Genomic DNA, 24,678 nt, shown 5'->3' on the forward strand with positions numbered 1-24,678 from the left:
AAAAATGAGTGATTTCAAAAACGCCGCGTTCGGCGCGGGGCATGACCACATCTTTCTGGGTGCAGGCCACGAAAAGAACGAGCGCAAGACGTGGGCCGTGATCGCACTGTGCAGCGCGATGATGCTGGTTGAAATCGTCGGCGGCAGTATGTTCGGGTCGCTTGCGCTCGTTGCCGACGGCCTGCACATGTCGACGCATGCTGGCGCGATGCTGATTGCAGCGCTTGCGTATACCTACGCGCGGAAACACGCCACCGACTCCCGCTTCGTGTTCGGTACCGGCAAGCTCGGCGACCTCGCGGGTTTCACGAGTGCCATCGTGCTCGCGATGATTGCGATGCTGATCGGCTACGAGGCGGTCTCGCGCTTTCTGTCGCCGGTACCGATTCACTTCGGCGAAGCGATTCCTATCGCGGTGGTCGGCCTGCTGGTTAACCTGGCAAGCGTGTGGCTGCTGAGCGGCGGCGACCACGGCCATAGCCATGGTCATAGCCACGGACACGGCCACGGTTACGACGACCATGCTCATGAAGACGAGGTGCAGAAGATTTTTGCGCCGTCCGGTGTGTTTGCCGTTTCTATCTTCGAGGATGGCGTACCGCCCGTTTTCCGGATTACGCCGGCAACCGAGGGTTCACGACTGGACGCTTCTGCGGTGTCCGTTACGACGGTGCGACCCGATGGGACGCAACAGGTATTCGCGCTGGCGGACCGTGGCGGCTATCTGGAATCGAAGGAAGACATTCCTGAGCCGCACGCCTTCAAGGCCATCGTGCGGATGCCTGACGGCGAGCACGAAGTCGAATTCGAAGAACATGAGCACCACGACGACGCACATGACGCGGTGACCCGGGACCATAACATCAGGTCCGCGTACATCCATGTGATGGCGGATGCGGCGGTCTCCGTGCTGGCTATCATCGGCCTCGTACTGGCTCGCGCATTTGGCTGGCTCTGGATGGACCCGCTTGCTGGTGTCATCGGCGCGCTGGTGATTGCAAACTGGTCGTACGGCTTGATGCGAGACACTGGCGCAATCCTGCTCGACATGAACTCCGACCGACGTATGGCGGAGAACGTGCGTCATGCGATCGAGGACCGTGGCGACAAGGTCGTCGACCTGCATGTATGGCGGGTGGGTCCAGGTCACATGAGTGCCGTGGTGTCGGTGGCAACAGGCGAACCGCAGCGAGACTCGCGTTTCTATCATGCGGTGCTCGAGCGTTTCAAGGGGTTGTCGCATGTCACCGTTGAAGTGCGACCGTCACAAGCGGCGGCCTGACTATGGCAGTCAAGTCCCCGTGCATCGACGTGTGTGCCTTCGATGGCAAGACCGGATTGTGCGTCGGGTGTTTTCGCACGCTCGATGAAATTCGGGCGTGGAAGAAGATGACCGACTACCGGCGCCATCAGGTGATGAACGACCGGGCGCGGCGACAGGCCAAGTTGCAGCGCGAATCTCTGGCGTTATCCGCCGAACCGCGAACGTCGGACACCTGAATCAATGGGAGTGTCGCCACTGCTTCATTCTGGCGACTTGCTTCTGTAACACTCACCGCGATAGAATCGCGCCCGCTCATTGGGGAGTAGCCGCCTCGAACGCGATGTTCGAGGGCGCACGTCAACACGAAGCATCCGATGGGCGTCTTCGGTACGACTGCGCTCACGTTCTTTCTCGCCGAGATGGGCGACAAGACCCAAATCGTCACCATTGCACTGGCTGCGCGCTTTCACGAGTTCTTCGGTGTTGTCGCGGGAACGACGCTGGGCATGATGCTGGCCAACGTACCGGTCATCTATCTTGGGCACAAATTTGCCGACCGCCTGCCGACCAAGGCTGTCCATATTCTCGCCGCCGTAATATTTGTCGTGCTCGGAGGGCTTGCCCTGAGGACGGCACTCTATCCAGCGCAGCATCCAATGTTCCAGGTTCACTTGCGTTGGAGCTGCATTCGTTATGCCGACAGCGCAGGCCAAAAGTCGTTCGCGGGGGTCTCTTATGGAGACGGGACCGGACAGAGGCAACGCCCGGACGACCGGCTCAGATGGGTCGTATTCGGTCCTCGGCTTTGTTCGCGAGCGATCATTTGCCGAACGCGGATTCCGATGCGCTGCCGACGACTAGAATGTCCGCAACGGCCGAGAACCCGGCGGTCGGGCGAAAACCTTCATTGAATCTGCGCCTCCGACGTTCTAATGTCTAGTGACGCCGTGATCCAACGCTGCACGATGGTTCTCGCAGTGCGTGGTGCGTCGCATTCGAACAATAGACAAGGAGACACGGATGAAACACGTCCCGAACGCAGCCCGGATTAAAGCGGTAATGCTCAGCGCCGCGATAGTGGCCGCAGCGCTCGCCCCCACAGCACGTGCCGACGATCACGACGGCGGCCGCTCGGCCGTGCATAGCCTGCCGCCGTTCGTCGTGGCAAGCAGCCTCAGGACAACCACGTATGACGGCGTCAGCGACGACCTGCTAACCGCTGGCCTCGGCAAAACCGGACTCGCGGGGCCTGCACCCGCTATTGCCAACCCGGCGAGCCCGACAGCTGCCGAATTGCGGCGGCTCGCGATCTGGTCCAATTACCGCGCGCTCGTCGACATGACGGCGAATGGCGGCTACGGTCGATTCTGGGGACCCAATGTCGATCTATACGGCAACGACACCCTTGGCGCGGGAAAAATTGCCGGCACCGAATACCTCGCATATGCCGACGACGGCAGTGGCCGGCACAACGTAAGTCTCCTGGTTCAGGTGCCAACGAGCTTCGACCCGGCGAACCCGTGCATCGTCACGGCCACGTCGTCGGGCTCGCGCGGGGTCTACGGCGCCATTTCGGCGGCTGGCGAGTGGGGGCTCAAGCGCGGCTGCGCGGTCGCCTATACCGACAAGGGCACCGGCAACGGGGCGCACGAGCTGAGGACCGGTCTCGTCACGCTGATTGACGGCGTTCTTGCCGACGCCGCGACGGCCGGGCCCAACAGCCTCTTTACCGCCAACGTGCCTGCGGACACGTTGGCCACCTACAACCACAGCTTCCCCAACCGCTATGCGTTCAAGCACGCGCATTCGCAGCAGAATCCGGAACAGGAATGGGGCGAGGACACGCTCGAGGCGGTGAAGTTCGCCTATTGGGCCTTGAACCGGCAGTTCGCCACGCTTGCCGACTCGTCGCATCACGGCGTGCGCTACCACCCGGGCAGCATCACCACGATCGCGGCGTCGGTGAGCAACGGCGGTGGCGCGTCGCTCGCGGCCGCCGAAGAGGACACGAGAGGGTGGATCACAGCGGTGGTCGTCGGCGAACCGCAGGTCAACGTCCGGATACGCGGTAATGCGCAAGTGATCGAGGGCGGCCAGCGTATCGCCGCAGCCGGCAAACCGCTGGCGGACTACATGACGCTCGCCAACCTGCTCCAGCCGTGTGCCGCGCTCGCGGAGGCCGCCGCCGGCGCTCCTTATCTGACGGCGCTGCCCACAGCGACGACGACAGCTATCCGCCAGGCTCGCTGCACGTCGCTCGCAGCGGCAGGCTACGTGCGCGGCAGCGACACGCAAACGCAGGCGAACGACGCGCTCGCGCTGCTGCACGACGCTGGCTATGAAGCCGATTCCGACCTCCTGCACGCACCCATGTGGGACTCGCAGGCCGTGCCGGCCGTCGCCGTCACGTACGCCAACGCGTACACGAGGTCGAGCGTGATCGACAACCTGTGTGGTTTCAGCTTCGGCACAACGAACCCGGCAACGGGCGGCGCGGGCTTTACACCGGCCGTCTCGCCGATGCTGACCGTGTTCGGGCTGGGTAACGGTGTGCCGCCGACCAACGGCATCAGTCTCGTCTACAACGTCACGCCGCAAGGTGGCGCCGACCATCGGCTCGCGACACCCGATGCAAGCTTCGCGGGTGCGGCATGCGCGCGCGCGTTATGGACGAATCGGGACCCGCGCATGCTGGCGAGTGTCGAAGCGATCCGCGTGAATGCGAACCTGCATGGAAAGCCCGCGATCATCGTGCAGGGCCGCAGCGATGCACTCGTGCCGGTAAATCATGCTTCGCGCGCGTATCTTGCGGCGAACAGCATGAGGGAAGGCTCGCGCAGCCAGTTGTCGTTCTACGAAGTGACGAACGGACAGCACTTCGACGCGTTCCTCGGCGTGCCGGGCTTCGACACACGCTTCGTCCCGGTCCACTACTACAACATCCAGGCGCTCAACCTGATGTGGAGCCACCTGAAGAACGGCACGCCGCTGCCGCCGTCGCAGGTGATTCGCACGGTACCGCGCGGCGGCACCCCGGGTGCTGCGCCAGCGTTAAGCGTGGCGAACCTGCCGGCTATCGTGGCGAATCCAGGCAGTAACGCGATCAGCGTGAGCCACGGGGTGGTGAACGTGCCGCACTAACGACGCGTGGCTTCTGCGCGCGCAGACCAGCGTTGCGGCGAAACCAGGCTTGCGTGTCGATGCGGATGCACTCCGGGTTGTCGAAGAACGCGTCGGTACAAGGCTGACTGCGGGCAAGCATGAGTGCGCTCGTCAATTGGCAGCTCATCTGCTGGCGACTGTTCCTGTCGGCACGGCCTCAATGGCGTCTAACCGAAACATGCACCTCGCGCATCGCAGTCAATCCCCCGCTGACGCGGGCACCCCGGCAGGCGCGCTGAGATGCAGCGTCCTGCCGAACGAGATACAGGGTGCTTCGATGAATCGATACGAAAACGATGCGCTCGCACAGAGCAGAACGAGATACGCAAGACCGACAAGCCAAAATGCCGGCACGCCGGCGAATGCGAACGAGCGGACTGCGGGAATGGAAAAGAGCAGCGTGAGGAACAGCCCCTGGGCAAGGTAGATGCTATAGCTCACTTGTCCCAGCATCCGCGCGGCCCGACTCGTCAGTAGGCCGAATAGTGTGGAGCCGGAGCAGATCAGATAGAAGAAAAGCGAGTAGAACGCGACCGACATCGGGGAGAGCGCTTCGAATGCATGCGGCGCAGCAAACATGACGGCAAGCAGAAACAGCGCGGCAGGCGACGTCACACGGTCGCCGAGATGAAGCCGGTGGCCCGTATGATGAAGTGACGCGGCGCTCATACCGACAAGGTACAGCGAGGCGAACATGGGTACCGTCTTGTGGCTCGTCAGCGCCGCGACGAGCAGGCAGGCGGCGAGGCCGAGCAACGGGAAGAGCACGCGGGTCTTCTTTCCGGATAGCAGGGCCAGCACGGGCAGGCTCGCGTAGAAGAACCACTCCCAACGCAATGTCCACGTTACGCCGGCCAGGATCAGATCAGCCCTCGGGTGGCCGTTCACCGTATGTGGCACGTCGACGATGCCTAACCCGAGCCAGCACAGCACCTGGTACGCGACGCTGCTTGCCGACTCGTGCAGTGTGAAGCCGGTGCGCGCAAAGACGACAAACAGCATGATGCCGACGACGAACAAATACATCGGAGCAATGCGAAACAGACGGCCTATATACAACTTCAACCAATCGGTCTTGGTGCCGGTCCGAAGGACCTTTTCCCAAAAGATGAATCCCGTGATCATAAAAAAGAGCGGAAACGACTCGAAATAGCCGATCACGCCTTCCCATTCGCCTGTCTCGATAGCTTTGTGGGTGCGCAGCAAGTGACTGACGGCGACATTGATCGCAAGAAAGGCGCGCAACCCATTTATCTCGGCGTTGCGTGCAAGCGGCGAACTCCCGGACACGGCGTTCGGCCGTGCGTGCCATAGCTGGAATATCCCGAACGTGGTTGTCAGCAAGGCGATGCTTAGCAAGGCAGGGGAGTAACCGATCATGACGGCCTCTTGTCTCTGGTCTGTTGTTTCTATTCTCGCGATGTGCCTTATCCTCGTGCCTGCATTACGTGAGGCCATGCTACAGCGGGTAGCGTGGAGAAGCGGTTCGGGGCGGAGAAAGGCGAGTCTGTGGCGTCAATGGTCAGGGTGGAAGCGCACATATTGACACCGACGCGGCGTAGGCCGTATTGAGTCTGTGACCGTTGCGGCAGTAAAACGGAACCGTCGGATTGCGGACGTGCTTCTAGCGCATATCTCCATCTGTTTCCGGCCGGGCGGGAAAAATAATCACGGTGCTCCGAAGCCCCGGTTAGGGTCGCCAAACGTTTGCGCCATGAAATCTGATTCGCGCCATTACGTCTGATGATTGTGCGCGTTAAAGATTTGCGTATCGCATGTCGTTATCCAGTCAAATAAGTCAGGACCATCGGACATGCTCATGCGTCAGGACGGCGCGGGCTGAACGGGGAAATAGCTCTTCGGGGGAATGAATCGTGAATCACCAACGATCGCCATGGTCGCGAACAGCGGCTCCGGGCGAAGTCATCTATGCCGAAGGCTTCGCGGGCGACGCCGTCATCTACGTCATCGCGGACGGCAAAGTCGAAATCTCCACTCATTGCGACGAAAAGAAAATCATTCTCGCCACGCTGGGAAAGGGCGAGTTTTTTGGTGAAGCGGCCTTATTGCCGTCCGAACCGCGAGCGCACACCGCGAAAGCACTTAGCTTCTGTCAATTCACCGTTATCGCAGCAAACGTAGTGGAAGAGGAGCTTGAGCGCGTATCGCCGCTGCTTCGCCATATCGTGCGCACCATGATTAGACGGGTGAAGAAGAAGGACGATGTCCTTGCCACCTATACGCATGCTGATTTCCTGCCAGGTGTTCTTTCGTATGCTCATGTGCTGGCCCTGATGGCGGGTGCCGAGAACGCGGACAAACTGGATGGACGCACACGCCGTGCTCAAGGGGAGGAGTTTTCGGTGCCCCTGCCCGAAGTCATCAGGAAGTGCCATGCGATTGCCGGCCATTCCCGTCCACATGTGATGGCCATGCTCAAGCGGATGGAGAAACTCAACCTCGTCACGCTCGAACCGGGCCGCTCCGATCGCCTGACCAACGCGTCGGCGCGATATTCAGCGCAGGACGGAGCAACAAGCCGGCAGCTTGTTACGTTCGATCCTGTACGGATCACGGAGCGCGCCCAGCAGGTGGCGGATCACGATTTCGACATCTCGATTGGCAGTGAGCTGGAGCTGATCGAGCTGGCCGATCTGGAAGCCCTGATCGGCGTCGAGAAGAAGCTGATTCTCAACAAGCTGTCCCACGGGGAAATCGCCGAGGATATCTTCGCGTTTCGCAAGACCAGGGTATTGAATTATGTCGAGGAAAAGGGCGTCACGTATTTTTCCCGACGAAATTCTCGTGGCCCAGGCGACCTGAAATCACTGGACGATCTGGAGTTTGTCGACCAGCGAACCTTGTTCGAAGCCGTGAGCGCTTTCGACACCTATGATCTCGCGAAATTGCTCTCCGCCTTGACGGACCAGCCTGTCGCCGAGCGCTTGCTTTCGGTGATGACCGAGGCGAGGAAAAAGGAGGTGTCGTGGGTTATGCGGCGTGACATCAAGATCGATCCGCTCGAGATTGCGGAGATCGAACTGCGATTCCTCGAGACCGTGCGAGCGATCAAATCTCCGGCGGCCAATTCAGCGCCGCTTTCCAAACTGGATGCCTGACACCTGGTGCACGAATAACAGGCCGTTTTCACTTCGGGTCCGATGGCTGGGACGGCCGTTCGAGAGGATGTATGGATCTTTTGACGCTATTTGGCGCATTGTTCGGCGTGGCGGCCATCGTTATCGGATTCTCGCTCGAGGGTGGGCACTTCACCTCGCTTTTTCAACTGGAGGCCTTCGTCATCGTATTGGGCGGCACCCTCGGCGCCGTGATGATCCAGAACACCTGGGCCAGGTTTTATGACGGCGTCAAGCAACTGCGCCTGGCTTTTGTGAAAGCGCGGCAGGTCGACCGGGAAAGCTTGTCTGTCCTGCTAGAGTGGGGCGATCAGGCGAAGCTGAACGGCATGCTGGTGTTCGAGTCGATCGAGGCGGGCGGAATCAATCCGTTTGCCAGAAAAGGATTGGAGCTTCTGGCAAACGGCGTATCGACTGCCGTGCTCGAAGACGCCTTGCAAAGAGAACTGGATGCGTATGAGCGCAATCACATGGCGGCTGCGCGGATCTGGCAGCAGGCGGGGGGGTACGCGCCGACGTTCGGCATTCTGGGGGCTGTGCTCGGCCTGATTCAGGTAACGGGCCATATGCTCGAGCCCGCGCAACTCGGGCAAGGCATCGCTGTCGCTTTCGTGGCAACGCTTTACGGCCTCGCGTTGGCGAACCTGGTCTTTCTGCCGCTATACGGAAAGATAAGGGCGCAGGTCGATAGCGAGTTGCGCTTCAGACGTTTATACCTCGATGGCTTGCTTGCGATATCACGCAAGGAGTCGCCCCACACGATCGAAACCCGGTTGGCGGGCGATGTCCGCGAAAGATCGGCTGAGTTGCTGGGCTAATCGACCTCGAACCCGGCCTCGATCAGATGGCGACATGTTGCCGGGCACCCATTCAAACGCAATCTGGAAATAGACGTTTCGTGTATGAACACCTCCTCGGGTAACAAGCGCCTTGCGTCAGACAAAGCCGGCTATCGGAAAGGCGACGATGCCGAGGAGCAGTCGGGGCGCTGGCTGATTTCCTACGCGGACCTCATCACCACGCTGATGGTGTTGTTCCTTGCGCTTTATGCGCTGCAGTTGGCGAAAAATAGAGAGCTTGAAATAAAGATGCTCGAGCGTCGCGCGGTGAAGGAGGTGACGGGCACCGGCAGCGCTAACGCGCCCATCGTTGCGCCCGGCGCGCCGGATACCGCAAGGCGGCGGCTTCTATCTTTGTTAGCGCCGCTTCAGGACAAACGGCAGATTACGATTTCGAATGTCGCACAGGGCGTTGAAATCGCCATCAACGCGAAAATCCTGTTCAACTCGGGCGACGCGCGTTTGTTGCCGGAATCTTTCGGCGTGCTGAACCAGGTCGCCGTGGTGCTGCGCGACCATTCAAAAAACAACATCCTCGTAGAGGGGCACACTGATAGTGTGCCGATATCGACGGCGAAATACGAATCCAACTGGGAGCTGTCGTCGGCACGCGCAGGGGCGGTGGTTCGATTCTTTGCCGACAAAGGAATCGAAGCCCACAGGATGGCCGCGATCGGTAGGGCGGACAATTTCCCCCTGATTATCGGCGACGCTGCGGCAGCGCGAGCCGCGAATCGCCGCGTGACCATTCTCGTGGAATATTGAGTTGCAAGACGCGTGAGCGCGTCGCGAATGTCGCGATGTATTGTGCGCCGCCGCACACACCCCGCCAGCCACCCATAGAAGAATAGCGTTGAACGGCGAGCGACGAGAAAAGAGACCATCGGGGGCGCCGTTCATCATAATGACCAAGCGGGAAACCGTTCCCGCTGATAGGGATGACCGGGCCACCGATCATCACGAATACGTCTCTCAGGTTCTGATCGCCCTCGGCCAGGACTTCTTAAGCCGGCGTCGCGCCGGCTTTTTTTGACCGGCGTCGAACATACGTTTTACACAACCGCTTTGCGATACCTGGCGAACGGAAGGGCGGGTGCGTGTGCTTCGCGACACCAGCGCGTCCCGGCGTTAGCTCACCACTTCTTCCGTCTCTCGCGCGAACGCCGTCGCGGCGTCCTGCTCAGCCACTTCGAGCAAAGCGACGATCTGATCCAGCACACCGAGCTTTTTCCATACGGTGTATCGCTGAATGATGCAGATTAGGTTCGATTGTTTCAGCATTTCCACGGTTCGCTTTACCGTGCGTCTCAGTTTTGCCGATTTTTCGATGCGCGGAGCACGCCGGCTCTCTCGTAAGCGCGCTGAAAGTGCGAGTTTCTCGCGCGACGCAACGCGACGCAACACCTCGCAAACAGGATTACACTTCAGCCGCATAGCAGGCCGCGAACACAGCGGCAACAGGAGACAGCATGGACCTCTTCATGTCGATGGAAGCGTTCGTGCGGGCCGCGGAAGCGCAGAGCTTTGCCGGCGCCGCGCGCCAGTTGGGCGTTGCCAAATCGGTGGTGACCTCGCGCGTCAAACAACTCGAAGACCATTTCGGCGTGCCGCTGTTTCATCGTTCGACGCGGGCCGTGCGTCTTTCGGAACTGGGCGAGACTTATTACCGCGAGTGCGCCGAACTGGTCAACAAAGTCCACGATCTGTCCGGACGCTCGCGCGGCGATCCGCAAGCGCTGGCCGGCACGCTCAACGTCCACGTGCTGCCGGGCTTCGCACTCGGACACTTTTCGCAGACGCTGATCGAATTCCGCGCCGCGTACCCACGCGTGGAGTTCGTCGTGACTGTCAACGACCGGGTCATCGATCCGGTTCAGGAAGGCTTCGATCTGGCGCTGCAAATCTATCCGCCGGCCTCCAATCTGCTGGTCGAACGGCGTCTGTTTCCGGTGCGCGGCGTGCTGTGCGCCGCGCCCGGTTATCTGAAGGAAGAGCCGCTGATCGAAACGCCGCTCGACCTTCTTCGCCACGATTTCGCCCGCTATTCCTACTATCCGTGGGGCGACAAGTGGCCGCTGATGCGCGGCAACGAATGCTTCGAAATCGCGCTGAACCCGGTGCTGAAAACCAATAGCGTGCACCTCTTGCTGGAGTTCGCACGAGCCGGCGCGGGCGTCGTGTATTTGCCGACCATGGTCGCGGCTGCCGATCTGCTGGAGCATCGCCTCGAACGGGTGCTGCCGGAGTACGCGGCGCCGCCGCTATGGCTGTCGGCGGTGTATCCCGCCTCGCACCGCTCGACCACCAAGGTCAAGGCCTTTGTCGATTTCCTGCGTGCGCGCTATCTGCGCGAACCGCAGTGGGACAAGGCGCTCGGCATTGCGCCGCCGGACGACGAGACGAAAAGCGTCGGCGAGGAACTGGCCGAAGACTGAGGGCTGCCGCACGCTCGTCCGGGTTCGCCACCAGGTAGTTTCCCTGGCGGGATTTTGATGCACCCATGGTTCGCGTTTCCCGACCCTCGGAACATTGCTGTTGGGCCTGCCGCCACTTAATCTTCGAATCAGGCAACGCATTCGTAGATCAACTGGAGGCAGACATGCAACAGACCTGGTTCGGCAGCCTGGACAATTATCGGAAGGGCTCCATCGAAATCATCAAGGGCAAACCGGAGCATTACGCGATGTCGAACGTGTTCGACGTAGCGAGCCGCGCTGAGCCCTACGAGAAAGTCGTCGTCGGCAAGAACCTCAAGTACGTGATCGAGACGCTGCGCGCGGAAGGTTCCTCGCCGTGGTTTGCTGCGTCGCACGACGAATTCGCGGTCGTGCTCGACGGCGAGATCGACGTCTATTTCATCAAGCCCTCGGACGGGCCGCTCGTTGACGCGCAGACCGAAGGCAGTGTGCGGCTCGACGGCCAACCGTCCGGTCAGTCGATGGGCTATGTGCGGTTGCGCCGCGGCCATCAGGCGCTGCTGCCCGCGGGCGCCGCCTACCGTTTCGAAGCGGTGACGAAGGGCGTGCTGCTCGTGCAGACGATCCTCGGACGCTATTCGGTCGAGAAGTGGGCCGACATCTGCATCCACTGATTCCCACTACACGATCGATCCTCTCCTGGAGCCCGTCATGGACAAAACCAGCACCCTGCAAAACGTCACCGCGAGCGAGGCCGATGCGGTCACCGGCTATCGCGTGTTCCGCCTCGGCGACTTCGAGTTCAGCCGCGATGCGTATTTCGCCACCGTCAGATGGCCCGCCAAAGACCAGATCCGCTCGCACCAGATGCACGCCGACGACTTCCTGCGCGCGATGATGCGCGATGTCGCGTGGGGCTTCTTCTACGGCTGGGTCAACTTCGACGAAGTGATCGGCACGCGCAATCACTACGGCAAGGTCGACATGTACGCCGGCGCGTATAACGCGAGCTTCAAGGAAGCGGGCGTCGATCATATGCAGCAGTTCGACACGCCGCTCATCATGGCGACCTTCAAGGCGATTCTGAAAGACTGGGTCAACGAAGGGTTCGACCCGTTCGCCGCGCCTGAAGAAACCGGCTCCGCGTTCGGCACCAAGCATGGCGACAACATCGCCGCGATCGAGCGCACGCGGATCGCCACTAGGCGCATGCCGGGCCTCGAAGGCGATTCGCCGTTGCGCGACGACCTGCCGGTCAATCGCCAGTTCGCCGACGTCGGTCAGGACGAACCGGAGATTCATGCGGAGCCCGGTTTTGAAGGCGCGTTACATGCGTTCAGCCTCTTCAAGTACCTGTCGCGCTCGGACGTGACGTGGAATCCGTCGGTGACTTCGGTTTGTCAGCAGAGCCTGTTCTGCCCGACCACCGAGGAATTCGTGCTGCCGGTGTTTCATGGCAACGACCGCGTCGAGTGGTTCCTGCAACTGTCAGACCAGATCATCTGGGATGTCGCCGACAAGGATAGCGGCGAGCCGCGCGCACGCATCACCATGAACGCGGGCGATATCGCCGCGATGCCGGCGGACATCCGTCACAAGGGCTACTCGCAGAAGCGGTCAATGCTGCTCGTGTGGGAGAACGCCACGCCCGATCTGCCCAGGCGCTACGAAAGCGGCGAACTGCCGCCGTATCCGATCCAGATGTAACTCGCCGGCATGCCCTCCGATCGTCGATCGAACGGCGCCAGACCGCTGGCGCCGCGGGGGATGTCACGTCCAGGCTTTACTTGCGCGGGATTGATATGCAAACGCAACTCTTCATCGGCGGCCGCTTCGTGCCGGCCGCAAACGGCGAAACGCTCGCCTCCCTCAATCCGCACGACAACTCGGTGATCGCCGAAGTCGCGATGGCCGGACCCGCCGACGTCGACCGCGCCGTGGCAGCGGCGAAAGCGGCGTTTCCGAAGTGGAGCAATCTCGCCGCGATGGAGCGGGGGCGCCTGCTGCTCAAACTCGCCGACGCGATCGAAGCGAATGCCGATGCGCTCGCGCGGCTCGAATCGCTCGACACCGGCCACCCCATCCGCGATACGCGCAATCTCGATGTGCCGCGCACCGCGGCCACCTTCCGTTATTTCGGCGGTATGGCCGACAAGTTCGAAGGCTCGGTGATTCCGGTCGAACAAGGCTTTCTGAACTACATGACGCGCGAGCCGGTCGGCATCGTCGGGCAAGTGGTGCCGTGGAATTTTCCGCTGATGTTCACGAGCTGGAAGATGGCGCCCGCGCTCGCCGCAGGCAACTGCGTGATCATGAAGCCCGCTGAACTCACACCGCTGTCGAGTCTCGCGATTGCCGAGCTGATGGCCGAAGTCGGCTTCCCGGACGGCGTCGTCAATATCCTGCCGGGTTTGGGTCACGTGGCCGGCCAGTACATCGCCGAGCATCCGGAGATCAGCAAGGTCGCCTTCACCGGTTCGACGGCTGTGGGCCGCAAGATCGTGCAGGCGTCGAGCGGCAATCTGAAGAAGGTGCAGCTCGAACTCGGCGGCAAAGGCGCGAACATCGTATTCGGCAACGCCAATATCGACGCCGTTGTGCAAGGCTCCGCATTCGCGATCTTCCACAACCAGGGGCAGGCGTGCATCGCCGGCTCGCGGATGATCGTGCATGAATCGATCGCCGATGAAGTACTGGAGAAATTCGTCGCGCTGAGCCGCACGATCAAGATCGGCGATCCGCTCGATCCGTCGACCGAAATGGGACCGCTGACCTCGCGTCAGCATCGCGACCGCGTGTTGTCGTTCGTCGACGTCGCGCGCGAACAGGGCGGCTGTGTGCTCGCGGGCGGCAGGGCGCCGGACGACGCAGCGCTAGCGAACGGCTGCTACGTCGAGCCGACCATTGTCGAAGCGAAGCCGGAGCATCGGGTCTCGCAAGAGGAAGTGTTCGGCCCGTTCATGACCGTCAGCAAATTCCGCACCGACGAAGAAGCACTCGCGATCGCGAACGGCACCGAATACGGTCTCGGCGCGGGCCTCTGGACGCGTGATTTGCAACGCGCGCATCTGGTGGCTCGCGAGATTCGCGCCGGCATGGTGTGGATCAACTGCTACAAGCGCGTGAGCCCCGCGTCGCCGTTTGGCGGCGTCGGCGCGAGCGGCTACGGCCGCGAGATGGGTTTCGAAGCGATGCGCGAATACACGCAGCCCAAGTCGGTCTGGGTCAACGTGGACGCGCAGATTCCGCCTTACTACCCGCGCTGAACCGCCATGGAACCGTTCATCTACAACGGCTTGCCGTCACGCGTGATCTTCGGTGCGGGCAGTCTCGACCAGCTCGATCGGGAGATCGGTTTGCTGGGTGCGAAGCGGGCGATCGTGCTGTCCACGCCGCAACAGCGTGCGCAGGCCGAAGCACTGGCCGCAAGCCTCGGCTCGCGGGCGGCGGGCGTCTACGCCGAAGCCGTGATGCACGTGCCCATCGAAACGGCTCGCGCGGCACGCGACTTCGCCGCGCAGGTCGGCGCCGATTGCGCGATCGCGATAGGCGGCGGTTCGACGACCGGTCTCGGCAAGGCAATCGCGCTCGAAACCTCGCTGCCGATCATCGCGATTCCGACCACCTACGCAGGCTCCGAGATGACGCCGATTTACGGCCTCACCGAGGGCGGCGTCAAAAAGACCGGCCGCGATCCGCGCGTGCTGCCGAAGACGGTGATCTACGACCCGGCGTTGACGATGTCGCTGCCGCCTGGGTTGTCGCTGACGAGCGGCATCAACGCGATCGCGCATGCGGCGGAAGGACTCTACGCGCAGGACGCGAATCCGATCATCGCGCTGATGGCGGAAGAGGGCATCCGCGCGCTCGGGCAGGGGCTGCCTCGTGTGATGCAGCAGCCTGACGATCTTGCCGCTCGCGGCGACTGCCTGTACGGCGCATGGCTATGCGGCGCGGTACTCGGCAGCGTCGGCATGGCGTTGCATCACAAGCTGTGCCATACGCTCGGCGGCACGTTCAACCTGCCGCACGCGGAGACGCACACGATCGTATTGCCGCACGTGCTCGCCTATAACCGCGAAGCCGCACCGGATGCGATGCAGCGTATCGCTCGCGCGCTGCATGCCGGCGATGCCGCGCATGCCGTGTTCGACCTCGCACGCGATCACGGCGCGCCCACCGCGCTGAAAGACATCGGCCTCACCGCAGCCGATCTCGACGTCGCGGTCGATCTCGCATTAAAGAACCCCTACTGGAATCCGCGGCCGGTCGAACGCATCCCGTTGCGCGCGTTGCTTGAAGCCGCCTTCGACGGGCGACGACCGGACTAGCGCGCTCGATCCCACTCATACAAAAAAATTCAGGAGACAATCATGGACGCACATTCCTTCGATGCGAAGCGCCGCCGCTTCGTCACCCTCGCGGCGGGCGGCGCGCTCGCCGCGACGACCTCGGCGTTCTCGCCGCTCGTCTTCGCTGCCGGCTCGCGCACGCTGAAAATCGGCTACGTCTCGCCACAAACCGGACCGCTCGCGCCGTTCGGCGAAGCGGACCGCTTCACGATCCAGCAGATGCAGACCGCGCTGAAAAACGGCATCGTGATCGGCGGCAAAACGTATCCGGTGTCGATTGTCGTCAAGGACAGCCAGTCGAATCCGAATCGCGCCGGCGAAGTGGCGAACGATCTGATCCTCAAGGACAAGGTCGACATCATGCTGGTGTCCGGCACGCCCGAGACCGCGAATCCGGTCAGCGATGCGTGCGAGCTGAACGAGATGCCGTGCGTGTCGACGGTGGTGCCGTGGCAGCCATGGTTCTTTGGCAGAAAGGGCGATCCGAAGAAGGGCTTCCGCTTTACCTATCACTTCTTCTGGGGACTGGAGGACGTGATCGCCGTCTACACCGGCATGTGGCAATCGGTGCAGACGAATCACAGCGTCGGCGGCCTGTTTCCGAACGACGGCGACGGCAATGCGTGGGGCGACGCGAAGCTCGGCTTTCCGCCGGTGCTCGCGCAAAAGGGCTTCACGCTGAAGGACCCGGGGCGCTTCCAGAGCATGACGCAGGACTTCTCCGCACAGATTTCGTCGTTCAAGCAGGCGAATGCGCAGATCGTCACGGGCGTCGTGATCCCGCCCGATGCGAAGAACTTCCTCGTTCAGGCGCGTCAGCAAGGCCTGAAACCCAAAGTGATTTCGATCGGCAAGGCGCTGCTGTTCCCGACCTCGATCGAAGCGCTCGGCGATCTCGGCGAGGGTCTTTCCACCGAGGTGTGGTGGTCGCCGTCGCATCCGTTCAAGTCGTCGCTGACGGGCCAAAGCGCGCGGCAACTCGCCGACGATTACGAGCGCGTGACGTCGAAACAATGGACCCAGCCGATCGGCTTCGCGCACGCGCTGTTCGAAATCGCGGTCGATTCGTTAAAGCGCGCGAAGGATATCGATTCGAACGAGTCGATCCGCGATGCAGTGGCGTCGACCAGGCTCGACACGCTGGTCGGCCATGTCGCGTGGGGCAGCGGGCCGGTGAGGAATGTCGCGAAGACGCCGCTGGTGGGCGGGCAGTGGGTGAAGGGACAGAAGCACCGCTTCGATCTCGCGATCGTGAACAACCAGCTCGCGCCGAGCGTGCCGCTGTCCGGCCCGCTCAAGCTGATCGCGTGAATGCATAGCGGAGAGCGGCGATGAACCCAGTTCTCAGACTAACCGGCGTGTCGAAGCGCTACGGCGCGCTGCAGGTGACCGACGACATCAGCTTCGCAGTCGAACGCGGCGAGACGTACGGCATCCTCGGCCCGAACGGCGCCGGCAAGACCACGCTGTTCAATCTCGTCAGCGGCGACGTGCGGCCCGACCAGGGCAGCGTCGAATTCGACGGCGCGGACGTGAACCACTTGCCGCCGCATCGCCGTTGCGCCGCGGGGATCGGCCGCTCGTATCAGGTGCCGAGGCCGTTCGGCGGCATGACGGTGTTCGAAAACCTGCTGGTCGGCGCGACCTTCGGCGGCGAACTGGCTGAGCACGCCGCCTACGACGTCTGCATCGACGTGCTCGAACGCACCGGCCTCAAAGCCCGCGCCAACCAGTTGGCCGGCACGCTGGGGCTGCTCGATCGAAAACGCCTCGAACTGGCCCGCGCGCTCGCGACACAGCCGCAATTGCTGCTGCTCGACGAGATCGCCGGCGGCCTCACCGAACCCGAAACGCACGAACTCGTCGACGAGATTCGCCGCGTCAAGGAGCGTGGCGTGACGATCGTGTGGATCGAACACGTCGTGCATGCGCTGCTCGCGGTAGCCGACCGGCTGCTCGTCATCAACTTCGGCAAACGGTTGGCCGAGGGGCTGCCCGCCGCCGTGATGGACGATCCCGAAGTGCGGCGCGTGTACCTCGGACTGGAGGCATGACCATGTCGGCATTACTGGAAACACGCGCGCTGAGCGCGTTTTACGGCGACTTCCAGGCGCTGTTCGGGGTCGACGTGACGGTCGCGCCCGGCGAGGTGATCGCATTGATCGGCTCGAACGGCGCGGGCAAATCGACCTTTCTGAAATCGGTGGCGGGTCTGCTCCGCACGCGCACTGCCGAACAGATCCTGTACTGCGGCGAGGCGATCGGCGGCGCGGCGGCGGCGAACATCGTCGGCAAGGGCATCGCGCTGGTGCCGGAAGGCCGACGCCTGTTCGCGAGCTTGACCGTCGAAGAAAACCTGTTGCTCGGCGCCTACAGCAAACGGCCGGGGCGCTGGAATCTGCAAAGCGTCTACGCGCTGTTCCCGGCGTTGCAGGAGCGCCGTTACCACGCGGCCACTGCATTGTCGGGTGGCCAGCAGCAGATGGTCGCGATCGGCCGTGCGCTGATGAGCAATCCCGATCTGCTGATGTGCGACGAACTTTCGCTCGGCCTCGCGCCGGTGATCGTGCGCGAGATCTACGCGGCGTTGCCCGCGATCGTCGCGGACGGCATGAGCGCGATCGTCGTCGAGCAGGACGTGCAGCTGGCGCGCCGCGTATCGTCGCGCTTCTATTGCTTCCAGGAAGGACGCGTGTCGCTGGCGGGTGTATCGGCCGACGTGTCGGACGAGGCAATCACGCAAGCGTATTTTGGAGCGGTCGCATGACTACGTTCATCAATATCGTCGTGCAGGGCGTATTGCTCGGCGCGCTGTACGGACTCTTTGCGATGGGGCAGTCGCTGGTGTTCGGCGTGATGCGGCTCACCAACACGGCGCACGGCGACTTTATCGTGCTGCTGGTGTTTGTGCTGTTCGTGCTAACGAACTACGCGCATCTGCCGCTCGCCGTCGCGCTGGTGCTGCTGCTCGTGATCGCGTTCGGCGCGGGTTATGCGGTGCAGTACACGATCCTCAACCGGGTCAGCAGCCGCGATCCGCTGCCTTCCTTGATCGTCACGTTCGGCTTGTCGATCGTGATCCAGAACGTGTTGCAACAGGTGTTCTCCGCCGATCCGCGTTCGGTTGCTACCGGCAGCTTCGAGTCGAAAAGCATCACGCTCGCCGGCGGCATCACGCTGGGCTATCTGCCGCTTGTCACCCTGGTCGTCACCGCCGCTCTGGCTTTCGCCATGCAGTGGCTGTTCGGCCGCACGCTGCTCGGCCGCGCGTTTCGCGCCACCTCCGACGATCGCGAGATCGTGCAACTGATGGGCGTCTCGTACCGCCGCACCTATGCGCTGGCGATGGGCATCGCGTTCGTGCTGATCGCGGTGGCCGCCGCGCTCTATTCGATGCGCACCGCGGTCTCGCCGACCGATGGCCCGGCGTTGCTGCTGTACGCGTTCGAAGCGGTGATCATCGGCGGCATGGGTTCTTTCTGGGGCACCTTCGTCGGCGGCATGGCACTCGGCGTTGCGCAGCAGGTGGGTTTTTATTTCGATCCCGGCTGGGGCATCTGGCTCGGTCACGTGGTGTTTCTCGGCGTGCTGGTGGCCCGGCCGCAGGGCTTGCTGCCCAAAACCGCATAGAGGCTCGACATGATCATGCATTTGAATACGCCCGCAACGGGCTTCGAAGTGCGGCGCGCGACCCGCGCGAGCCGGGTAGCGGTAATCGTGCTGCTGATCGTCGCGCTGGCGGTAGCGAGCGCGCCATGGTGGGCCGGGCGCGATGCGATGCGCGATTTCGTGCAGCTCGCGTCGTATCTGGTGTTCGCGCTGATGTGGAACCTGCTGGCGGGGTACGGCGGGATGGTGTCGATCGGGCAGCAGGCGTTCTTCGGCATCGGCGGCTACGGGATGCTGATTCTCGCCAACTATTGCGGGATCTCGCCGTTTATCGCGGTGCCGATTGCGGCTGTGATTGCGACGGTGGCGGCGATTCCGGTGTCGATGGTGGCGTTCAGGCTCGAAGGCGGCTACTTCGCGATCGGCACCTGGGTGATCGCTGAAGTGTTCCGGCTGACAGTGGCGAACGTCTCGGTGCTCGGCGGCGGTTCGGGCACCAGCCTGACCGCATTGCAAGACGTGCCGCGTGCACTGCGCGAATCGCTGACGCTGTGGCTTGCGCTTGCCATCGTCGCGGCGGCGATCGGACTGCTGTATCTGTTTCTGCGCTCGAAAGCCGGTCTTGCGTTGACCGCGATGCGCGACAACGCGGTGGCGGCCAGCAGCCAGGGTGTCGATGTGAAGCGCGCGCGGTTGATCGTCTATCTGGTGTCCGCGTGCGGCACGGCGTTGGCGGGCGGCCTGTACTTCGTCGGCAACCTGCGCATTTCGCCCGACGCCGCGTTCTCGGTGAACTGGACCGCGTTCGGTATTTTTATCGTAATGATCGGCGGTCTCGGCACGCTCGAAGGACCGATCGTCGGCGCGCTGATTTTCTTCGTGCTGAACCGGTTCCTGTCCGATTTCGGCAGCTGGTATCTGATCGGACTCGGCGCGCTGGCGATTGTCGTGACCATGTTTTTCCCGCAGGGCCTGTGGGGCTTCGTATCACGCCGCTACGGTCTGCAATTGTTCCCTGTGGGCCGGCGTGTCGTGTTTGTCGACACGGGCTCATCGCAGCAAGCTTTGCATGACGGCGTTTCGGCCGATTCAGTCGAAGCGCCGTCGGCTCCCCACCGTGCATGAGGTCGACTATGAACGACGAAACCATCCACCCGCTGACGCAGAACGTGCTCAAGACGTTTGCCGGCTGCACCGATCCGCGCCTGAAGCAGATCATGAGCGCGCTGGTCAAACACCTGCACGCGTTTGCCGGCGAGGTCGAACTGACCGGCGACGAATGGCGCCGCGGCATCGAGTTTCTCACCGCCACCGGCGACAAGTGCAGCGGCATCCGCCAGGAATTCATCCTGCTGTCGGACACGCTCGGCCTGTCGATCATGGTCGATGCGATCAACCACGTTCGCGAAGGCGACACCACCGAGAGCAGCCTGCTCGGCCCGTTCTATCGCGAAGGCGCAAGGGATGAAGCCTTCGGCGCCAACATCGCGCGCACGGAAGGCGAGCCGGCGCTGATTCACGGCCGTCTCGTCGACGACCGTGGCGCGCCGGTGGCCGGAGCGCTAATCGAAGTATGGGAAACGGCGAACAACGGCATGTACGAAGGCCAGGACCCCGATCAGCCCGAGAGCAATCTGCGCGGCAAATTCCGCTCGGGGCCGAACGGCGAATACGCGTTCAGAACCATCAAACCGACCAGCTATCCGATTCCGACCGACGGTCCGGTCGGCAAGATGCTGATGGCGACCGGGCGTCATCCGATGCGGCCCGCTCACGTTCACTTCCTGATCGAGGCGCCCGGGTACGACACGCTGACGACCGCGCTGTATTCCGCCGGTGACCCGTACGTCGAATCCGACGCGGTGTTCGGCGCGAAGCCGTCGCTCGTGATCGACTACGTGCCAAACGATAACGCGGCAGCCGCAAAAGAGTGGGACTTGCCGAGCCCGTTCTTCGAAGTCCAGCGCGACTTCGTGCTATCTCAGCGGCGTGTATGAGGAGGCCAGGCGATGAACGCGGCGAGTCCCGAATCCCGGGCGGACTTCCTGTGCGCGCTAGACGACATTCCTGACGGCGGCGCGCTTGAAATTGCCGCCGAGCAAGCCGGTGCGCCGGGCGTCGTTGTGTTGCGCCGCGGCGACGAGGTCTGGGCCTATCGCAACATGTGCCCGCACTTTTCGATTCCGCTGAACTACGAGCCGAACACCTTCTGGGCCTACGACGCCGAATTACTGATGTGCGCGCATCACAGCGCGATGTTCCGCTTCGAAGACGGTCTGTGCATCGACGGCCCTTGTCAGGGCGCGGCGCTCACGCCGGTTGCCATTCGCATCGAACAACGACAGATATTCAACAACGACTGGAGGAGATAGGCATGAAGAGAACGAAGCCAAAGCGCCTGGCGATAGCGGGCTGCACGTTTGCATTCATCGCGCCCGGCATCGCAAGCGCGCAAAGCAGCGTGACGCTGCACGGCGTGATCGATGCGGGTGTCACGTATGTGAATAACCAGCATGGCGGCGCTGCGACACTGTTCGACAGCGGCGTGCTGTCGCCGGATCTGCTGACCTTCAAAGGCAGCGAAGACCTGGGCGGCGGCAACAAGGCGATCTTCGAACTGACGTCGCAATTCGATCTGGGCAACGGCGCGACAATTCCAGGTGCGGGACAGATTTTCAACCGCACGGCCCTGGTTGGACTTGCCAACGACCGCTTCGGCTCGCTCACATTCGGCAACCAGTACGACTTCATGTTCGAGACGCTGACGCTCGGGCTCTATGACGGCGCGTTCCTGTTCGGCGGTATCTACGATTTTCGTCAGGGGCCGTTTACCGCACTCGGCGTACCGGACAATCCGACCGGATCGTTCGATTTCGACCGGATGGCGGGCGCGACCCGCGTGGCGAATTCGGTCAAGTACCGCAGCCCGGATCTCTCGGGTTTCACGTTCGGGGCGCTCTATGGATTCGGCGGCGTGCCCGGCTCGTTCTCCTCAGACTCGACGATGAGCTTCGGCGCGAACTATGCGAACGGTCCATTCGGAGTCGGGGCGGCGTATGTCGAGGTGAAGTACCCGCAACTTGGCAACGGTCACGACGGCATTCGCAATTTCGGCTTTGGCGCGCACTACAACTTCGGTAGCGTACTGGGGATGTTGCTGTACACGAACACCAAAAATACCGCGAGCGGCGCGAAAATCGATGTGTACAAGGGCGGCGCGTCGTGGACGATCTCCGGGCCGTGGACGCTCGGCCTCGACTATGCGTACATGAAAGGTAACGACGTGCTTCTGAACAACAAGGCGCAACAGATCACGACGGCGCTGCAGTACAGCTTTTCAAAGCGCACCACCGCGTATGTCGAAGCGATCTATCAGCGCGCGAGCGGTGATGCGGCCGTGACGCGGGCGTGGATCAACGGCTTGCTGCAACCGGACGGCGCGGCGAGCAACCGGTCGCAGACGCTCGCGCGGATTGGTTTGCGCACGAGTTTCTGAGGTTTGGTTGAAAAAGGCCGCGCAGCGGAGAGCAGATGGGCGGGCGCGTTAAGCGCCTGACCTGCTCATTTTCGTAAACGGCTGAGTGGGCAGACGTGAAAACGACAGCCGGCTTCCCGGTAACCGGTCAGGACCCGCCGGGTTCAGCGATTCAGGTTTTAGATTCCGTTGGAGTCTCTGCAGCGTCGGCCTGGTAGAACCCGGGGAAACGTTCGAACTGCCGTTTCGCGTCGGCCGGGTCGACACCCTCTTTCAGCACCGCGCTCGAAAATCCAGTTCTTTCCATCTGTACGAGCTGGTCTATCAGGACGTCGCCAGTCGCGCGTAAATCGCCCCTGAATCCGAGCCTGCGGCGCAGGAGATAGGCCTGGCTGTACGCGCGTCCGTCGGTGAAGTGAGGGAAGTGCAGGTCGATGCGCGCAATCTGTTCAATCTGGTCGGCAAGCGCCATCGGGTCAGCGTCGTTGCCGAGCCGAAGCGGGGTTGTGACGCCGTCGGCGAGATGTTCTGTTGCCGTCAAAATTCGCAGGCGAGTACCGTTTGTCACAGAGAAACCTCCGCCTTCCAGCGAGCGTCGTTGGCTGCTGCTTTGAACGGTTCCAGTCCGACGCGCTTCAAGGTTTGAATAAACGTCTCCCGTGTTCCGTCTGTGTTCCGGATATCGCGGTAGGTTGAGAGAATCGCCTCGATAACGTCAGGCACCTCAGAGGCGGAGAATGACGGGCCGATGACCTTTCCAGGCTGCGCCGCGCCGCTCGAGGATTTGCCGTCCGAACCGCCGAGCGTCACCTGATACCACTCCTGTCCGTCCTTGTCGACGCCGAGAATGCCGATGTGACCGCTGTGATGGTGGCCGCATGAGTTGATGCAGCCGCTAATGTGCAGGTCGACCTCGCCAATGTCGTCGAGTTCATCCAGGTCCTGGTATCGTTCGGTAATCGCCTCCGCAATGGGAATCGAACGTGCGTTGGCGAGCGCGCAAAAATCGCCGCCGGGGCACGCAATCATATCGGTGAGCAGATGGACGTTCGCGCTGGCGAGGTCTGCGTCGCAAGCCGCTTTCCAGAGCAGGAACAGGTCGTCGACATGAACCCAGGGCAGTACGATGTTTTGCGTATGCGTCACGCGCGCTTCTCCTGCGGAAAAACGCTCGGCCAGCTCGGCGACCACCTCGAGCTGATCGGCGGAGGCGTCGCCAGGCGCCTGAAGCAGGCGTTTGAACGACAGCGTGACAACGCGCATCGCCGGATGCTTGTGGTCCGCCACGTTGCGCCGCAGCCAACGGCCGAAACGCGGATGGGCCTCCGCTTGCGCACGCAGATCCGAACTGACGCTCTCGTCGTGTCGGCGTATCCGGCTGTTCAGACCAGGCGGCACGAACGACGCACTGACGCGGTCCATTTCGGCTTGAGGGATGGTGTGCGGACCACCGTCGCGTTCGACGATCTGGCGGAACTCCTCGTCTACCTCGTCGATATATCCTTGACCCTCGGCCTTGACCAGAATCTTGATGCGAGCCTTGTATTTGTTGTCGCGCCGGCCGTAGCGGTTATAGACCCGCACCACCGCCTCGATGTAGTTCATGATTTGATGCCACGGCAAAAAGTCGCGCAGCACCACGCCGATCATTGGTGTGCGGCCCATCCCGCCACCGACTGTCACCCGAAAGCCCAGTTCGCCTGCGTCATCTTTCAGCAGCCGCAGACCGACATCGTGCCAATCCGTCGCGGCCCGGTCTTCGGTCGCGCCAGTGATGGCAATCTTGAACTTGCGCGGAAGAAACGCGAACTCGGGATGCAGCGTCGTCCATTGACGCATGATTTCAGCAAAGGGCCGCGGGTCGGCGATTTCGTCCGGGGCGACGCCGGCGCGCTCGTCGCAGGAAATGTTGCGGATGCAATTGCCGCTGGTCTGAATGCCATGCATGTCAACGCTTGCGAGCAGGTCCATCACGTCCGCTGCTTTTGACAGGGGAATCCAGTTGAACTGGACGTTGGTGCGAGTGGTGAAATGCGCGTAGTGCGTCGGCAAGTGGGTGGTTCCGAGCTTTCTTTGCGCCTCGCAGGCAAGCCGGTAAATTTCGGCCTCGGGTTCGTCGTATTCCCGCGCAATCCGGGCGAGCATGCGCAATTGCGCGCTCGACAGCTCTCCGTACGGGACAGCCACGCGTAGCATCGGCGCGTGCCGTTGCACATACCATCCGTTTTGAAGACGGAGTGGGCGAAAGTCGTCTTCGCTGAGCTTCCCGGACTGCCAACGTTCGAGCTGGTCGCGAAACTGCGCAGCGCGGCTGCGCACGAATGATTTGTCAAACTCGGTGTACTGATACATGGTCCGGTGCGTCCGCGGCCACACTTTCGATGAAACTCAACGTCGTGAGGCCAAGGCTGGTCAGGAGGCAA

The 24,678-nt window shown here is 62.2% G+C and carries 23 protein-coding genes and 1 pseudogene; 20 read left to right on the forward strand and 4 right to left on the reverse strand.

The window, feature by feature from the left end; translation table 11 throughout:
- Positions 1–4 precede the first annotated feature (4 nt).
- The 4 genes and pseudogenes from dmeF (at position 5) to AC3WOG_RS26360 (ending at position 4,405) form a co-directional block, all read left to right on the forward strand.
- Entirely contained in the window at positions 5–1,282 is a 1,278-nt protein-coding gene (gene dmeF / locus AC3WOG_RS26345; RefSeq protein WP_492580806.1) for a CDF family Co(II)/Ni(II) efflux transporter DmeF, read from the forward strand.
- Positions 1,283–1,284: 2 nt separating this feature from the next.
- On the forward strand, positions 1,285–1,500 hold the full coding sequence (locus tag AC3WOG_RS26350; RefSeq protein WP_492580807.1) for a DUF1289 domain-containing protein: 216 nt from the start codon (positions 1,285–1,287) through the stop codon (positions 1,498–1,500).
- A 138-nt stretch (positions 1,501–1,638) separates the two neighbouring features.
- Positions 1,639–1,890: pseudogene (locus AC3WOG_RS26355) on the forward strand (TMEM165/GDT1 family protein); the annotation flags it as partial.
- A 394-nt stretch (positions 1,891–2,284) separates the two neighbouring features.
- The gene (locus AC3WOG_RS26360; protein WP_492580808.1) at positions 2,285–4,405 is read left to right on the forward strand and encodes a D-(-)-3-hydroxybutyrate oligomer hydrolase; all 2,121 of its coding nucleotides are present in this window, start codon (positions 2,285–2,287) and stop codon (positions 4,403–4,405) included.
- Positions 4,406–4,624: 219 nt separating this feature from the next.
- Here the strand turns inward: AC3WOG_RS26360 and AC3WOG_RS26365 are convergent, their stop codons facing one another.
- Entirely contained in the window at positions 4,625–5,806 is a 1,182-nt protein-coding gene (locus tag AC3WOG_RS26365; protein WP_492580809.1) for an acyltransferase family protein, read from the reverse strand.
- Positions 5,807–6,300: 494 nt separating this feature from the next.
- Between AC3WOG_RS26365 and AC3WOG_RS26370 the strand changes: the two genes are divergently transcribed.
- From AC3WOG_RS26370 to AC3WOG_RS26380, 3 genes are all read left to right on the forward strand, one after another.
- On the forward strand, positions 6,301–7,545 hold the full coding sequence (locus tag AC3WOG_RS26370) for a Crp/Fnr family transcriptional regulator (RefSeq protein ID WP_492580810.1): 1,245 nt from the start codon (positions 6,301–6,303) through the stop codon (positions 7,543–7,545).
- Positions 7,546–7,616: 71 nt separating this feature from the next.
- On the forward strand, positions 7,617–8,381 hold the full coding sequence (locus AC3WOG_RS26375) for a flagellar motor protein (protein WP_492580811.1): 765 nt from the start codon (positions 7,617–7,619) through the stop codon (positions 8,379–8,381).
- A gap of 84 nt (positions 8,382–8,465) precedes the next feature.
- Entirely contained in the window at positions 8,466–9,167 is a 702-nt protein-coding gene (locus tag AC3WOG_RS26380; RefSeq protein ID WP_492580812.1) for an OmpA family protein, read from the forward strand.
- 363 nt (positions 9,168–9,530) lie between these two features.
- Here the strand turns inward: AC3WOG_RS26380 and AC3WOG_RS26385 are convergent, their stop codons facing one another.
- On the reverse strand, positions 9,531–9,683 hold the full coding sequence (locus AC3WOG_RS26385; protein WP_492580813.1) for a hypothetical protein: 153 nt from the start codon (positions 9,681–9,683) through the stop codon (positions 9,531–9,533).
- Between the two features lie 188 nt (positions 9,684–9,871).
- Between AC3WOG_RS26385 and AC3WOG_RS26390 the strand changes: the two genes are divergently transcribed.
- The 13 genes from AC3WOG_RS26390 (at position 9,872) to AC3WOG_RS26450 (ending at position 22,276) form a co-directional block, all read left to right on the forward strand.
- Positions 9,872–10,837, forward strand: coding sequence for a LysR family transcriptional regulator (locus tag AC3WOG_RS26390; protein WP_341316246.1), 966 nt, complete (start codon positions 9,872–9,874; stop codon positions 10,835–10,837).
- 164 nt (positions 10,838–11,001) lie between these two features.
- The gene (locus AC3WOG_RS26395) at positions 11,002–11,493 is read left to right on the forward strand and encodes a cupin domain-containing protein (protein ID WP_341316245.1); all 492 of its coding nucleotides are present in this window, start codon (positions 11,002–11,004) and stop codon (positions 11,491–11,493) included.
- Positions 11,494–11,530: 37 nt separating this feature from the next.
- Positions 11,531–12,526 (forward strand): hydroxyquinol 1,2-dioxygenase, encoded by a 996-nt coding sequence (locus AC3WOG_RS26400; RefSeq protein ID WP_492580814.1) that lies wholly within the window; start codon positions 11,531–11,533, stop codon positions 12,524–12,526.
- A 95-nt stretch (positions 12,527–12,621) separates the two neighbouring features.
- Positions 12,622–14,085 (forward strand): aldehyde dehydrogenase family protein, encoded by a 1,464-nt coding sequence (locus tag AC3WOG_RS26405; protein WP_492580815.1) that lies wholly within the window; start codon positions 12,622–12,624, stop codon positions 14,083–14,085.
- 6 nt (positions 14,086–14,091) lie between these two features.
- The gene (locus AC3WOG_RS26410) at positions 14,092–15,150 is read left to right on the forward strand and encodes a maleylacetate reductase (protein WP_492580816.1); all 1,059 of its coding nucleotides are present in this window, start codon (positions 14,092–14,094) and stop codon (positions 15,148–15,150) included.
- Between the two features lie 42 nt (positions 15,151–15,192).
- Positions 15,193–16,482 carry an ABC transporter substrate-binding protein gene (locus AC3WOG_RS26415; RefSeq protein ID WP_492580817.1) on the forward strand — a complete coding sequence of 430 codons (1,290 nt, stop codon included), beginning with the start codon at positions 15,193–15,195 and terminating at the stop codon, positions 16,480–16,482.
- 20 nt (positions 16,483–16,502) lie between these two features.
- Positions 16,503–17,225: an ABC transporter ATP-binding protein gene (locus AC3WOG_RS26420; protein ID WP_492580818.1), complete on the forward strand. Its 723-nt coding sequence runs from the start codon at positions 16,503–16,505 to the stop codon at positions 17,223–17,225.
- A gap of 2 nt (positions 17,226–17,227) precedes the next feature.
- Positions 17,228–17,938 (forward strand): ABC transporter ATP-binding protein, encoded by a 711-nt coding sequence (locus AC3WOG_RS26425; protein ID WP_492580819.1) that lies wholly within the window; start codon positions 17,228–17,230, stop codon positions 17,936–17,938.
- Positions 17,935–18,801 (forward strand): branched-chain amino acid ABC transporter permease, encoded by an 867-nt coding sequence (locus tag AC3WOG_RS26430; protein ID WP_492580820.1) that lies wholly within the window; start codon positions 17,935–17,937, stop codon positions 18,799–18,801. The genes AC3WOG_RS26425 and AC3WOG_RS26430 overlap by 4 nt, the downstream gene beginning before the upstream one ends.
- A gap of 9 nt (positions 18,802–18,810) precedes the next feature.
- Positions 18,811–19,905 (forward strand): branched-chain amino acid ABC transporter permease, encoded by a 1,095-nt coding sequence (locus AC3WOG_RS26435; RefSeq protein WP_492580821.1) that lies wholly within the window; start codon positions 18,811–18,813, stop codon positions 19,903–19,905.
- An 8-nt stretch (positions 19,906–19,913) separates the two neighbouring features.
- A complete protein-coding gene (locus AC3WOG_RS26440; RefSeq protein WP_492580822.1) occupies positions 19,914–20,777 on the forward strand; it encodes an intradiol ring-cleavage dioxygenase in 864 nt (287 codons plus the stop codon).
- A gap of 12 nt (positions 20,778–20,789) precedes the next feature.
- A complete protein-coding gene (locus AC3WOG_RS26445) occupies positions 20,790–21,152 on the forward strand; it encodes a Rieske (2Fe-2S) protein (RefSeq protein ID WP_492580823.1) in 363 nt (120 codons plus the stop codon).
- A 2-nt stretch (positions 21,153–21,154) separates the two neighbouring features.
- Positions 21,155–22,276: a porin gene (locus AC3WOG_RS26450; RefSeq protein WP_492580824.1), complete on the forward strand. Its 1,122-nt coding sequence runs from the start codon at positions 21,155–21,157 to the stop codon at positions 22,274–22,276.
- Between the two features lie 151 nt (positions 22,277–22,427).
- On the opposite strand, the gene AC3WOG_RS26455 is transcribed toward AC3WOG_RS26450, so the two are convergent.
- Both AC3WOG_RS26455 and AC3WOG_RS26460 read right to left on the reverse strand, forming a co-directional pair.
- A complete protein-coding gene (locus tag AC3WOG_RS26455) occupies positions 22,428–22,823 on the reverse strand; it encodes a DUF934 domain-containing protein (RefSeq protein WP_492580825.1) in 396 nt (131 codons plus the stop codon).
- Positions 22,820–24,607: a nitrite/sulfite reductase gene (locus tag AC3WOG_RS26460; RefSeq protein ID WP_492580826.1), complete on the reverse strand. Its 1,788-nt coding sequence runs from the start codon at positions 24,605–24,607 to the stop codon at positions 22,820–22,822. The genes AC3WOG_RS26455 and AC3WOG_RS26460 overlap by 4 nt, the downstream gene beginning before the upstream one ends.
- Between the last annotated feature and the right edge of the window lie 71 nt (positions 24,608–24,678).

Source organism: Paraburkholderia sp. FW306-02-B (assembly GCF_058782725.1).